12 protein-coding genes are annotated in these 13,370 nt (G+C 45.4%); 10 read left to right on the top strand and 2 right to left on the bottom strand.

Translation table 11 applies throughout. The features are described from left to right. Window position 1 precedes the first annotated feature (1 nt). Window positions 2-982 (top strand): glycosyltransferase family 2 protein, encoded by a 981-nt coding sequence (locus DWX00_RS10420; RefSeq protein ID WP_055219419.1) that lies wholly within the window; start codon window positions 2-4, stop codon window positions 980-982. Window positions 983-1,040: 58 nt separating this feature from the next. On the opposite strand, the gene DWX00_RS10425 is transcribed toward DWX00_RS10420, so the two are convergent. Further along, on the bottom strand, window positions 1,041-3,287 hold the full coding sequence (locus DWX00_RS10425) for a hypothetical protein (protein ID WP_158578799.1): 2,247 nt from the start codon (window positions 3,285-3,287) through the stop codon (window positions 1,041-1,043). Between the two features lie 199 nt (window positions 3,288-3,486). On the opposite strand from DWX00_RS10425, the gene DWX00_RS10430 reads away from it, so the two are divergent. The 5 genes from DWX00_RS10430 to DWX00_RS10450 all read left to right on the top strand — a co-directional run bounded on the left by DWX00_RS10430 (window position 3,487) and on the right by DWX00_RS10450 (window position 7,327). Then, entirely contained in the window at window positions 3,487-4,554 is a 1,068-nt protein-coding gene (locus DWX00_RS10430) for a DUF6077 domain-containing protein (protein WP_118595175.1), read from the top strand. Window positions 4,555-4,566: 12 nt separating this feature from the next. After that, window positions 4,567-5,403 (top strand): hypothetical protein, encoded by an 837-nt coding sequence (locus tag DWX00_RS10435; RefSeq protein WP_118595176.1) that lies wholly within the window; start codon window positions 4,567-4,569, stop codon window positions 5,401-5,403. Window positions 5,404-5,419: 16 nt separating this feature from the next. Beyond that, window positions 5,420-5,770 (top strand): EamA family transporter, encoded by a 351-nt coding sequence (locus tag DWX00_RS10440; RefSeq protein WP_055265337.1) that lies wholly within the window; start codon window positions 5,420-5,422, stop codon window positions 5,768-5,770. Further along, a complete protein-coding gene (locus tag DWX00_RS10445; RefSeq protein ID WP_022462983.1) occupies window positions 5,763-6,101 on the top strand; it encodes an EamA family transporter in 339 nt (112 codons plus the stop codon). The genes DWX00_RS10440 and DWX00_RS10445 overlap by 8 nt, the downstream gene beginning before the upstream one ends. Before the next feature lie 95 nt (window positions 6,102-6,196). Next, complete coding sequence (locus DWX00_RS10450) at window positions 6,197-7,327, top strand: acyltransferase family protein (RefSeq protein WP_118595177.1); 1,131 nt, start codon at window positions 6,197-6,199, stop codon at window positions 7,325-7,327. A 117-nt stretch (window positions 7,328-7,444) separates the two neighbouring features. On the opposite strand, the gene DWX00_RS10455 is transcribed toward DWX00_RS10450, so the two are convergent. After that, complete coding sequence (locus DWX00_RS10455; RefSeq protein WP_243002033.1) at window positions 7,445-9,394, bottom strand: sulfatase-like hydrolase/transferase; 1,950 nt, start codon at window positions 9,392-9,394, stop codon at window positions 7,445-7,447. Between the two features lie 305 nt (window positions 9,395-9,699). Here DWX00_RS10455 and rfbC point away from each other — a divergent pair, with 305 nt between their 5' ends. The 4 genes from rfbC to DWX00_RS10475 are packed head-to-tail and all read left to right on the top strand — an operon-like array spanning window position 9,700 to window position 13,370. Continuing rightward, window positions 9,700-10,260: a dTDP-4-dehydrorhamnose 3,5-epimerase gene (rfbC, locus tag DWX00_RS10460; protein WP_022462980.1), complete on the top strand. Its 561-nt coding sequence runs from the start codon at window positions 9,700-9,702 to the stop codon at window positions 10,258-10,260. 16 nt (window positions 10,261-10,276) lie between these two features. After that, window positions 10,277-11,077, top strand: a complete 801-nt coding sequence (locus DWX00_RS10465; RefSeq protein ID WP_055227566.1) for an ABC transporter permease — start codon at window positions 10,277-10,279, stop codon at window positions 11,075-11,077. A gap of 9 nt (window positions 11,078-11,086) precedes the next feature. Beyond that, window positions 11,087-12,418 (top strand): ABC transporter ATP-binding protein, encoded by a 1,332-nt coding sequence (locus tag DWX00_RS10470; protein WP_117801715.1) that lies wholly within the window; start codon window positions 11,087-11,089, stop codon window positions 12,416-12,418. A 28-nt stretch (window positions 12,419-12,446) separates the two neighbouring features. Next, window positions 12,447-13,370 (top strand): class I SAM-dependent methyltransferase, encoded by a 924-nt coding sequence (locus DWX00_RS10475; RefSeq protein WP_118595178.1) that lies wholly within the window; start codon window positions 12,447-12,449, stop codon window positions 13,368-13,370.

Consider the following 13,370-nt stretch of genomic DNA (forward strand, 5'->3'; position numbering starts at 1 on the left):
AATGCCGGAAATTTCAATCATTACCCCGGTGTATCAGGCAGAAAAATTTTTAAAAAAATGTGTGGATTCCATTCTCTCCCAGTCTTTTACGGACTGGGAGCTGCTTCTTGTAGATGATGGAAGCACCGACAAGAGCAGTGAAATCTGCCGGACATACGCAGAACAGGATGCGCGGATCCGTTATCACCAAAAAGAGAACGGCGGCGTCAGTTCGGCGCGGAATGCGGGCGTTGCGCTTGCAGAGGGGCGTTATATCACGTTTGTGGACAGCGACGATTTCGCAGCGGAGGATCTTCTGGAAACACTGTATCGTCTGGCGGAAAAATATGATGCCGAAATGAGTATCTGCCGCGGATACGATCTCTATGAAGGAAGGCCGGTGCCGGATCTGAAACAGGAGGGAATCGAATCTGTGACCGACAGCGAGGAGGGACTGCGCCAGGTGATGAAGGCGCGCGTGTTCGGCGTGATGCCGTGGGGCAAGCTGTATCGGAGAGAGATTTTCGAGGGCGTTGTCTATCCGGAGAAAACAATCGCCGAGGATGCATACGTCATCGTTCCGTTAATGGAGCACTGCCGGAAGGTGGCCTTTTCCACAGCACAGAAATACTATTATGTGCACCGGCGCGAAAGCCTCACGACAAGCGGTTTTCGCTGGTCAGATCTGGGTTCGGTGGAAGTATGGGATCATAATCAGAATGTCGTGGAAGAACGCCACCCGGCGCTGAAAAAAGAAGCAGGTGTGCGCTGCTGCTGGGCGCGGTTTTTCGTGCTGGACAAGCTGATGCTGTTGGAAACCATGGACGCGGAGAAAAAGGCGCTTGCGAAGAGGCTGGCAAAAGAGCTTAAAAAGCATCCGCTTCTGGTACTGGAAGGCGATCACTTCACGAATGGGCGGAAAATCGCCTATCTGACCCTGTTTCTGGGAACCGGAATTTACCGGCAGTGCGTTCGTGCACTGTTCCGGAAAAGAAATTTATAAAAAATGCGGCAGAAACGAATGAGATTTTCGTTTCTGCCGCATTTTTATATGGATTTTTCTAGCTTTCTTTTTCGGAAAGCAGAACACCGTTTTTATCAAACACATACGTTGTTCCGTCAATTTTTTTCGTCCCGGTGACGCATCCGCCCCAGCTCTGGAAATAATATGTTTTTCCGTCAATTTCTGCCCAGCCGGTCTGCATGGAAGCATCATCGTTGAAGTAATACCAGTTGTTTTTATAATAGAACCACTGCGATTTTCTCGCACCGCCCCAGCTGTAGGTAAAGTACCAGACACCGTCCCGGATCACCCATTGGTTTGCCGGCATGACGCCGTTTTCATCAACAAAATAAAGATTGTTATCATACGTAAAGGCTTCATCCGTTTTCCGTGTACAGTCCTCATTAATATAATAGTATTTATTCTGAAGCAGCAGCCAGCCTTCGTGTGCGGCACCGCCCCAGCTTCTGAGATAATAATAGTTTCCATCCCATTTCAGCCACTGGTTCTGATACATTTTTCCGCTCTTATTTACAAAGTAGAGATTGTTGTCATACAGGAAACTTTCGTTCTGCTTTAGGGAACCGTCCGCATTCATAAAATACCAGGCGCCATCGATCTGATACCAGCCATTGGTTACGCAGGAATATTTCTGTACATAATACCAGGCACCGTCATGGTACAGCCAGGTGCTGCCGGAAATACCGCCCCAGGAAAGAAATTTGACGCGGTAACCGTTTAAGGTAAGTGTCGTATTGCGTGCGGCACCTCCCCATGTGTAAAAATAGTACATCGTTTTGGTCTCCGGATCAGCGTGCCATCCGGACGAATACATAATACCGGTATCCTTGGCGAGATAGTACCAGTTGTTGCTGATAAACTGCCATCCGGTCTGCATCTCACCGCTGCCGGAAAAATAATAGTAATCTCCATCAAGCAGAAGCCAGCCTGTTGCCATAACGCCGTCCGCGCCGAGGTAATACGTTTTGTGGTCGAGGGTGAGCCAGCCGGTATACGGTGTTTCATCATCGTTGTAGTAATACCATTTTCCATCCCGTTTTATCCAGCCGATGACGTGGCGTTCGTTTGTGATCACGCCGTTTTCATCGGAGGTATATTCGATGCCCGTTTCTGTGTCGCGCCAGGAAGTGGAGCATACGAGAAGATGGCTGCTGTCTGCATAATATTTCTGTCCGCCGCGGGTGAAAAATCCGCTGTACGGGATGCCGTCATGATAAGCAACGAGCTTGGAAGAACGGCCGCGGTAAATTTCATAGGTATCATCCACGTTGGAAGTGACCGCGGAACCGGAAAAGTCAGCAATGACTGCCGGAAGATCGCCGGAATATTCTGTCGTGGAAAATACGCGCAGCCCCAGAGAGGTCAGGGTCTCGACGGTATCGTTATCCATAATACGGAAGTCACCGGTCTGGATAAAATATTCCGGGTTGACGGCAGCAAGATAGTCTGCATCGACAGCATTCGGATATCCGTGATGATTGGAAGTCATCAGATCAATGCTGTACAGCCCGTAGTTCGAAACAATCCGGCTGGCATCGCCCTCGACGTCGTCGATATCGCTCGTCAGAAAAGCGCGGTGGTCGTTTGCGGAGGCAATTACACCAAGACAGAACTGGTTGGCGTCCTCTTTTGGACTTGTGAGATAATCTTCCTCGTAGTTGACAATCTGGATCTGGAAATTTCCAAAAGCAAAATCAGGAGATCCTTCTTCTGCGGAGGCGGCACCGGGATTCAGATGCTGGATCAGGGTCACACCTTCAGTCTCTTCTACAGCAGTAAGAAGCTGGTCGTAGACATAAAGATTGTCCCAGAGACGCGCAGTATTATAGATATAACTGTCATCATACGGGAGCAGATAAACCCGGTCGGGGGAATACAGCCGCACGATGGTATCGCCGGTTCCAATATGGTCGCTGTGCGGATGTGTTGCAACATAAAACTGCAGATTATCGGAGGTGACACCGAGGGAGTCCAGGTAGGAGAGTACCTCATCGTCGTAGCCGGTCGACGTTGTGATGCCGCTGCGCAGCGGATAACGCGGATCAGATCCGTCAGGGTAATCCCAGTCCTCGCCGGAGTCTACCATGCCGAAAATTTTCTGGCCATTATCGTCTACACTTTCCAGAACGATGGCATTGGAGCCGCTGTCGAGTGTCAGAATGTGAATTTTTGCTGTAGTATCAGCCGCATGTGTGTTTTCCGGGGTGAGAAAAAGAAAAGCAGCGGCAAGGGATGCCGCGCCAATGGAAAACATGGATCTGCGGGTATGCCGGGAAAAAGGCATATCAATGGCTCCTTTCGTAACATATATCATTAAAACAAAAAGTAAAACAGCCGGGTGGAAAATAAGCGCTCAACATCACAATTATACAAAATTTCAGGGAAAAGTCAATGTTTATTAGAATTTCGATTACTTGACGCAGACAGGGCATCATGTTAGAATGAGTGGGATTGGGAATGTAAGGAAAAGAAAGGAACCAAACATGATTACCTTATTAAAAATGCCGGCACTGTTTCTGGGAATGCTCGCAGTGTTCTGCTGCCTGGGTTCTTTTTTTATCAGAGAAAACAGGTATGAGAGCGGACATCTGGGTGAAACTGTGCTGTTTGGCTTTATTGCATATTACTTCTTATTTGAACTGATTTCTGTGCCGATGATGGTGCTCGGTGCAAAGCTGCATCTGCTCGCATGGGTATGGGCTGCTGTTGTGGCTGTCCTTGTAATTGCTTCCATCTGTCTTCATCTGGGAATGTGGAGAGAGTGGGGAAAAAGAAGCGGCGGTTTCTGGAGAGGAAAGACGGCGGCTTTTTATGTGATGCTGGTGCTGATTGGAATCCAGCTGTATTTTGTTGCTGCACTGCAGGAAAACGGCAGTGCGGATGCAGCGTATTATGTGGGAAGTGTGACAACGAACCTTGCGACAGATTCCATCAGTAGCTTTGACCCATATACAGGAAAAGCACTGGATTTTTTTAACATCCGTTATGTGTTCAGCATGTATCCGGCAGCAAATGCAGTACTGTGCCGTTTAACGGGCCTTCATCCGCTCGTAGTGACGAAGGTGATTCTCTGTATGATGACGGTAGTTTTAAGTTATCTCGTCTATGCACAGATCGGAAAGGCGCTGTTAAAAGAAAAACAGATGGTATGGGTGCTCCTGTGCTTTATTAGTGTTGTGAATCTGAATTTTCATACGATCTTTTCAAATGCGTCGTTCCTACTGACGAGGGGATACGAGGGAAAGGCCGTATTGTGCAATATCATCCTCCCGTTTCTGTTTTATCTTGGCCTGCGCATGTATCAGGAGAAAAACGGAAAGAGAGTCTGGCTGCTGTTTTTCATGACAGGCGTCGCTGCGATTGACCTTACGATGTCATCCATGATGACCGTACCGGTGGCCATGAGTGCTGTGATTCTGCCGAATCTTGTGCGGAAAAAACGCTGGGGAAAGAGCGGGCTCTATCTGCTTGCTGTGCTGCCGTGTGTGCTGGTGCTTGGGGTCTATCTCCTTGGTGTGCGCGGTATCCTGCAGATTCCGGTTGTGCGGTAGAAAGGAGAAAATGTGGGCGGAATAAATCTGAATGAGAGCGGCCTCGATTTTGTGAGACAGGTCTTTGTGACGTTTGGAGGAAACACAACCGTACTGACGCTGTTTCTGCTGTCGGTGCTGTATCTCGCTTTAAAAGGAAAAAAGGAAGAGCGGTATGTGTTCGTAACAACCGCTGTTTTTCTGGCCTTTACGGTATACAATCCATTTGCGGTGAAATATATCCTGGGAAAACTTGGAATGGTCAATGTCTATTACCGGTTTTTCTGGATTCTGCCGATGGTACTGACCATCGGATATGCCTGCACGAAAGTTGTGGGCGGGCAGAAAAAAGGCTGGAGACGGTATCTGACCGCGGCTGCGCTGGCAGCGGTCATCTGTTTTGGCGGAAATTCCGTACTGGCTGGCGGACTGCCGAAGGTACCGGATAACCAGTACAAGATGCCAGATGATCTTCTGGCCGTCTGTACGGTGCTGCACGAAGAAGCGGGAGAGGGAACCGTAAGAGTTGTCTTTGAACCGGATTTCAACCTGATCGTGCGGCAGTATGATGCTTCGTTTGAACTGGTTCTGGATCGCGATATGGTTCTGACCTATCAGGGCTCCAATACGGTATCAACCGATGCACTGACCGAGCAGGAAATTGAAGACGAAACAAAGATCCTTCAGATTATCACACAGATGGATCTGTCGCTGGATCAGAAAGAATTTTACAGAAGTCTTAGGGAAATGAATGCAGAGTATATTGTACTTTCGAGCAGTTCAGCGGCAGTATCCTATGTGGAAACAGCGGGGTGCATCCCGGTAAGAGAAGTAGAAGGGCATATCATTTTCCGCGTGGAAGAAAAGTAAGAAGGAGGACTTGTTTTTGAATAAGGCAAAAGATTATATTCAGCTGCACCTGAATATCCTGCTGTTTTCTCTGACGAGTGTGTTCTCAAAAGCAGCATCGGTTCAGCTGAACCGGGGAGGAATCAAAAATCCTCTATTATATGTATTTTTATTTCTGATGGTTGCAAACTGTGGCATTTACGCTATTGCATGGCAGAAGGTAATCAAAAAATTCTCTTTGTCAACCGCATATGCAAACCGCAGCGTCTATCTGATCTGGTCCCAGATCTGGGCCGTGCTCATTTTTCATGAAAATCTGACGGTAAAAAATATCATCGGCCTTCTGATTGTGCTGGTGGGAGTTATGGTGGTGCAGCGATATGAATAAATATATGATTTTAATGCTGATCTGTACAATGTTTTCAGCAGTATCACAGATTCTGCTGAAACAGAGCGCCAACGAGGAGCATGCATCTGCACTTCGCGAGTATCTGAACTGGCGCGTGATTGTGGCGTATCTGATTTTTGGCAGTGTACTTCTTTTAAATACGTATGCCTACACACAGGTAGATTTGAAATACGGTCCGGTGTTGGATACCTTTACGTACGTCTTTGTCCTGCTGCTTTCCTTTGGCGTTTTGAAAGAAAAGGTATCAAAAGGAAAGCTGATTGGGAATCTGATTATTATCCTGGGAGTACTGGTGTATACATTGCCGTAAAACGTTCCGATGATGGAAAGAAAGCGATATCAGCTAAGCAGTCCTTGTCCTTTGAAATAGGGGGTCTGCGTACAACAAACGAACGGCTTTTGATTATGAATAAGAAAAAAATAGATTATCGTTTTAAGATATTATATGCTGTGGCGATTCTGATGGTTGTTGCGGGACATTGTGATGGTGGTGGAATTTCTTTGGACTTTGCGCAATGGTTTCCGTATGAGGGAATCCATCTGGCGCTGTTTACTTTTTGTTCAGGATATTTTTTTAAAGATGCAGCACTGAAACGACCGGGGAGATATGTCTGTAAAAAGCTTCGTACCCTGATACTTCCAATGTATGGGTATATGATTGCGTATGGGCTGCTTGTCAGGTTATTACATCGGTGGGGCTTTCAAATCGGTGGAAAATTTAATTTGCACAATATTCTGATTTCACCTTTAAACGATGGGCATCAGTTTGTCCTTAATATGGCCGGCTGGTATATTGTGCCCTTGTTTATGGTAGAAATATTAAATTGTATGATTCGGGCATTTTTTAAGCGAAAAGGATGGCAGATACCGGAATGGATATTTTTTGCAGGGGCAGTACTTATTGGAATGGGCGGCAATTTTTTGGCGATTATGGAATATCGCACCAGCTGGTGGCTGACAGTGGTCAGAATTCTGTATTTTGCTCCGTTTTATGCAATGGGTATTTTTTATAAAAAGATACTGGAGAAATATGTGGACAGGATTCCATCTGTAGTGTATTTTGCGATTGTGTTTGCTGCAAAACTTATGATTTTTCTTCATTATAAAACTAGGTTGGCTTATACGCCAGCGTGGTGCAATGACTTTAATCAAGGACCGGTCATGCCAATTATTATTGGTTTTTTGGGAATTGCACTTTGGATGCGGATTGCAACGATAATGGAACCAGTATTTGGAAGAAAAAAGTGGATTAATCTTCTTGCAGACAACACATTTTCGATTATGGAAAATCAGTTTTTGGGTTTTTTACTTGTAAAAGTTGCTTTCGGAACAATTGCGAATGGCACAAAGCTGTTTTTGAAGTTTGACTGGTCAAGATGTAAAAGTGATATTTGGTGGTATTATATGCCGAAGGACGTAGAACAGACAAAAATTCTGTATTTATTAGCAGCGATTTTTGCTGCCTTACTGATCCAGTGGATCCTTACACAGGTGAAAAAAATGGGAAAAAACATATTTTTGTACGTAAGACAATAGTTAAGCGTATACTGCTTTAAATATTTTGCAAGATAAAAATCCCGCAGAAAAAGAAATGAAAACTTTTTCTGCGGGATTTTATTTTATATTGCATAGATCTGAATCGTTATCAAATTTTTATTGATAATCGATAGGAGACAGGTCGTGAGGATCATCTTCCGCAGAAGAGCCTAGATGTCTGATGGTTTTGGAATTATCCTCATTTTCAGAGAAATCGTCCTCATCTATTCCAGAAGAAGAACTTTCGACTGTGGAATCCAAATCGTTTTCTGTAAAAGAAGAAGCGGAGGAAATGTCATTTACCGAAGTGGAGTCGGGTGTTTCCTCTTCCAATTCAGGATTTGTATCGCAAGGACCCTCGATGAGATGGTAATCCGACTCGGAAAAATGATACCATTTCCCATCCTCAAGCTTTTGCCAGCCGGAAACCGCGTGGCCGTCCTTATCAATAAAATAAGACTGCTTACCGTCAGCCCAGAGCTGATGTGGATTGTAAGTTACCCATTCGTTATTGGCAAATCGATCTTCTTCCTTAATATAAAATTTCTGATATTCGCCATCGCCGACCCAGACGGGGGTAAGATCAGCATCAAGTTCATCGAAGAATCGGGAGCCCATAGAGAGCTGGCGATTCAGTTCATCGAAGCCAAGTTCTTCGGCAAGTGTAGGCTTGTCTGAAAAAAGATTCGTACCAAGTCCAAGACGGTCACCGTCAATGACAGCTCCAAGGCTTGCGAGAGTAGTTGGGAACATATCCATCGTGGTGAAAATCCGATTTTTTTCATGAACCGGAAGAATGGGTGAATTTAAAATAGCGTTATAAGTAGAACGTTGATAATCTTCAGCGATGTTTTCACAAAAATCAGAGTCCATGGTCAGATGATCACCGGAAAGAATTATAGTCGTGTTTTCATAAAAAGGCTGTTCCTTGATCCAGTCTATAAACTCACTGACACGGGAACTGGAGCAGTCAATCACCATACCGTAGTGGTCATCTCCGTACTGCTTTTCATCACACTCGTCACATTTGTAGCCGTCCTCGAAGTGGGTGGCAACAGTCAGCATACTGAAGTTGAACGGTTCGTCATTCTTGGAAATCTCCGTCAGTTTATCTTTTGCATACTCAAACAGTTTGGCATCTTCATAGCCCCACCACTGGTAGTAGCCTTCCGGGATCAGTCCCTCGCTGATCGCCCAGTAGTAATCGTCAATTTCATAATCACCGTGCGAAGTGAAGTAATTCTTCCGTCCGCCGAATGCGGCATCGGAACCCATCATAAAGTACTGTTTGTAGCCGGCTTCATTGAGAACGTCGCCAAGTGTTGAAAGCTGCGGAAAAAAGCTGTCCTGATAAGCCATCTCATTGCCTTGAATCGAAAGCTTCAGCGGAAGACCGGAAGTCTGTGCAAAGAGACCGCCCATGGTCCAGGTGGTTCCGGTTGTCGGATAAGCGCCGCCCAGCTTGTCGGAGTTGGAAAAATTGATATTGTCCAGGGCAAGATTAGTCAGGGCGGGAATAAAATTGTGGTCGTAAGCACCGCCGTCTTTTTTATCAGAATAGGTGCTTTCCATTGATTCCAGATAAATATAGATCAGATTCCGTTTCTTTTCCGGGAATGTAATCGTTGTCTGGGACGGATTGACGTAATTATCTTCGATCAAAGTGCTGTAGCTGTTCTGAATGTGCAGGTAAGTATCGATATCCAGCGTCGTCCAGACATTATAAAGAGAATAGGAAGAAAGAGCGATTCCCAGGGCAATGCAGATGCAACCGAGAATGATTTCCACTTTCTTCCGATGGCGCAGGATAATAAAAAGCGCGATCAGAATAGCAAGAACGGCAAAAGAGATCATGCCGCAGGACCAGACGTAACTCCAGAGCACATCCTTGCTGGTACCCTCAAGGGGTGCCTTTAAGTGATAAACAAGTTCTTCCATATCAAGATGCGCCCAGGTCGCGAGCATCCAGCGGGAAGACGTAAAAAGAAGGATCCCAAGGAATCCTAACAGAACGGAAAGAATGGAAAAAAGTATCTTTCCAACATGCTGTACTTTTTTGCGAGACACAGTAAATAACCTCCAGTTTTCTTTAGTGTTTTATAATAGGTAACAAACAGGTAGCGTTAGGTATAAAATATAACTGGGAACTTACGATATTATAACAGAAACTTTACGAAAAAAATAGTATTTTCTTAAAAAATACGAGTGGAAAATGAAAATCCGGGAATTTACATAAAAAGCGGCGGGGCGGGCGTGAAAATGGGTTCTTGAGTTTCTCAGAAAAGAATGGTATAATAGCAAAGATTGTAGACACAAAAGAGGTCAAAAAAAGATCTGTTCACATTTTTGTGGAGAAGAGAAAGGAAAGAAAAATGGGAAAAATTAAAGTAGAATCTTGTGAAATTGAAGGATTAAAAGTAATTACCCCGACCGTATTCGGCGATGAGCGCGGATATTTTATGGAGACATACAATTACAATGATTTTAAAGAAGCCGGCATTGATGTCCAGTTCGTACAGGACAACCAGTCTGCATCCAAAAAAGGTGTCCTGCGTGGACTTCACTTCCAGATCAATTACCCGCAGGACAAACTGGTACGCGTGGTAAACGGAGAAGTATTCGATGTTGCGGTTGACCTTCGCGAGGGATCCAAAACCTACGGAAAATGGTTCGGCGTCCTGCTTTCGGCAGAAAATAAGAAACAGTTCTTTATTCCGAAGAACTTTGCACATGGATTTATCGTACTCTCTGATTATGCAGAGTTTGCTTATAAATGTACCGATTTCTATCATCCAAACGATGAGGGCGGTCTGTACTTTGACGATCCGGAGATCGGCGTGGAGTGGCCGATGCCGGAAGGAATGACAAAAGAAGATCTGATTATTTCGGAAAAAGATCATAAATGGGGCGGAATTAAGGATTTAAAGAAATAAGGAGTAAAAAACATTTATGAACGTATTCAAAGAACTTTATCAGAACCGGAAACTGATCTGGAAACTGTCGAAAAATGATTTCCGCAACAAATTTGCCGGAGCGTATTTTGGCATCGTATGGGCATTCATTCAGCCGATGGTGACGGTTGCTGTTTATTTTGTCGTGTTTCAGCTCGGACTGCGTGTACAGCCAGCTGCCACTGGATATCCGTATATCTGCTGGCTGGTTTCCGGTATTATTCCGTGGTTCTTCTTTTCTGATGCACTGCCAAGTGCGTCAAATTGTCTGCTGGAATACAGTTACCTGGTAAAGAAGGTTGTATTTAAGATCAGTGTGCTTCCAATTGTGAAGGTGATTTCTTCCCTGTTTGTACATCTGTTCTTTATTGTGTTTGCTATTTTGATTTTTGCACTGATGGGAAAACTTCCGCCGGTTCAGATTATCCAGATCGGGTACTATACCTTTGCGGTGATCTGTCTCGTCGTTGTACTTTCCTATCTGACCTGTTCCATCACACCGTTTTTCCGCGATTTCGGCCAGATTATCAATGTAATTCTGAATGTCGGCATGTGGGCAACCCCGATTCTGTGGGATACCACAACAATTCCGAATATTCCGAACTGGCTGAACAGCCTTCTGAAGCTGAATCCTCTGTACTATATTGTCCAGGGATATCGTGACAGCTTTATGAATGGACTCTGGTTCTTCGAGCATCCATGGCACACCCTTTACTTCTGGGCTTTTGTGCTTATGGCAGGACTAATCAGTTCCAAAGTGTTCAAGCGCCTCCGGGTTCATTTCTCAGATGTATTATAGGAGGATGGAATGAGCACAGAAAATACAGAAACAGTAATTTCAATTAACCATGTCAGCAAGGTCTACAAGCTGTTTGAAAAGCCGATGGACCGTCTGAAAGAATCGCTTTCACTGACACATAAAAACTATCACACCGATCATTTTGCGCTGGAGGATATCTCGCTCGAGGTGCATAAGGGCGAGTGTGTCGGTATCATTGGAACGAACGGTTCCGGAAAATCCACACTGCTGAAAATCGTCACAGGTGTCTTAAACCCGACGAGCGGAAACGTGGAGTTAAAGGGAAGAGTCAGTGCCATTCTGGAACTGGGTGCAGGCTTTAACATGGAGTATACCGGTATTGAGAACATTTTCCTGAACGGAACGATGCTTGGCTATACCGAGGAGGAGATGAAGGCAAAGCTCGACGATATCATTGCGTTTGCAGAGATCGGTGACTTTATCAATCAGCCGGTTAAGACGTATTCCAGCGGTATGTTTGCCCGCCTTGCCTTCGCGGTTGCGATCAATGTGGATCCGGATATTCTGATTGTCGATGAGGCCTTAAGCGTCGGAGACATTTTCTTCCAGTCCAAGTGTTACCGGAAATTTAACGATCTGAAAGAAGCAGGAAAAACGATCCTTTTCGTTTCCCACGATATGGGCAGCGTCATCAAGTACTGTGAGAGATGTCTTCTGATTAACAAAGGAAAACAGGTGATGGTTGGAAAATCGTCGGAGGCAGTCGATGTCTACAAGAAGATTCTTGCCAACCAGTACGATGACGAGACAAAAGAAGAGGAAGAGACCGAAGAGAGTGCAGAACAGACCGAAGAGAGAACCGAAGCAGATGCATCCGGTGCCGTATCGGCAGAAAAGCCGAAAAAAGGCCTCTGGAGAGAACGCCTGATTGCGAATGCGCAGCTGGTAGAGTATGGAGACAAGGCTGCGGAGATCGTGGACTTTGCGATTATCGACCACAAAGGTATGATTACATCTTCTGTGGATAAAAACCAGAGATTCCGCATCAAGATGAAAATCAAGTTCCATGAAACGATGGAGCATCCGATTTTTGCCTTTTCGATCAAAGACCGGAAGGGAACGGAGATTACCGGAACGAATACGGCGCTGGAGGATTACACAAAAGACGTGGTGGAAGCAGGAAAGACCGTCACGGTATGCTTTGACCAGATCATGCCGCTGCAGAGCGGACAGTATCTGATGTCGTTTGGATGTACCAGCTACCATCTGGAAGAGCTGGTGATCCACCACAGACTGTACGATGCTTGCTTCCTGGAAGTCTTCTCCATGAAAGACACCGTAGGATTTTTTGATATGAACTCTACCGTGACCTACGAGTAGGATGCGGAGGATAAACGACGGGGGTTATATGAAAGAAACAATAGGAAATGTTCTTTTGAACCTGGATTATTATGACGGCGAAGATGCTTACAGCGACGGCAGCATTGAGGACCGGCTGCTGGAGATCGTCAAGACGACGCCGAAAGAGGATTACCAGAAGGTAATCCTCACAGAAAAAAGCTGGCCGATTTTTTATCATCTCTCTCCGGAACGGGAAAATATTCTGGACTGGTATGAGTGGAAAGACGATGCTTCCGTATTTGAAGTCGGAGCCGGCTGCGGAGCCATTTCCGGCGTGCTCTGCAGAAATGCAAAGCGGGTAGTGGCAAACGATCTGTCGAAGCGGCGCAGTACGATCAATGCCTACAAAAATCAGGATGCGTCCAACCTGGAGGTTATGGTTGGAAACTTTAATGTTGTTGCAGAAAAAATGGAAGAACGCTTCGATTACGTGACACTGATCGGTGTTCTGGAGTATGCAAAAAGCTATATTGGAAAGGATAATCCGTATCCGGAATATCTGGAAAAGATCAATCGTCTCTTAAAACCGGGCGGAAAAATCCTGATTGCGATTGAGAACCGTCTGGGACTGAAGTATTTTGCCGGCTGCAGGGAAGACCATGTGGGCCGGGAATTTGTCGGAATTGAAGGATATCCGGGGATCGATTTTGTCGAGACATTCAGCAAACCGGAGCTGGAGCAGATGCTGCAGGAAAACGGTTTTTCGAAGTTTAAGTTTTATTATCCCTATCCGGATTACAAATTTCCGGCGGTCATTTATTCGGATGAATATCTGCCGAAGCCGGGTGAATTGAGAAAAAATCAGCGGAATTTTGATGCTGACAGGATCACACTTTTTGACGAAGGCAAAGCATTTGACGGAATCCTGAAGTCCGGTCTGTTTCCGGTTTTTTCTAATTCCTTTCTGATTGAAGTGGAGAAAAAGGAGTAA

Source organism: Blautia sp. AF17-9LB, from assembly GCF_003479185.1.
Classification (GTDB): domain Bacteria; phylum Bacillota; class Clostridia; order Lachnospirales; family Lachnospiraceae; genus Fusicatenibacter; species Fusicatenibacter saccharivorans.

What these genes read in the sequence shown, in the direction of transcription:
- DWX00_RS10465 (WP_055227566.1), top strand. Translation starts at nt 10,277, where the DNA reads ATGAACGTATTCAAAGAACTTTATCAGAACCGGAAACTGATCTGGAAA.
- rfbC (WP_022462980.1), top strand. Translation starts at nt 9,700, where the DNA reads ATGGGAAAAATTAAAGTAGAATCTTGTGAAATTGAAGGATTAAAAGTA.
- DWX00_RS10445 (WP_022462983.1), top strand. Translation starts at nt 5,763, where the DNA reads ATGAATAAATATATGATTTTAATGCTGATCTGTACAATGTTTTCAGCA.
- DWX00_RS10475 (WP_118595178.1), top strand. Translation starts at nt 12,447, where the DNA reads ATGAAAGAAACAATAGGAAATGTTCTTTTGAACCTGGATTATTATGAC.
- DWX00_RS10425 (WP_158578799.1), bottom strand. Translation starts at nt 3,287, where the DNA reads ATGCCTTTTTCCCGGCATACCCGCAGATCCATGTTTTCCATTGGCGCG.
- DWX00_RS10420 (WP_055219419.1), top strand. Translation starts at nt 2, where the DNA reads ATGCCGGAAATTTCAATCATTACCCCGGTGTATCAGGCAGAAAAATTT.
- DWX00_RS10430 (WP_118595175.1), top strand. Translation starts at nt 3,487, where the DNA reads ATGATTACCTTATTAAAAATGCCGGCACTGTTTCTGGGAATGCTCGCA.
- DWX00_RS10450 (WP_118595177.1), top strand. Translation starts at nt 6,197, where the DNA reads ATGAATAAGAAAAAAATAGATTATCGTTTTAAGATATTATATGCTGTG.
- DWX00_RS10470 (WP_117801715.1), top strand. Translation starts at nt 11,087, where the DNA reads ATGAGCACAGAAAATACAGAAACAGTAATTTCAATTAACCATGTCAGC.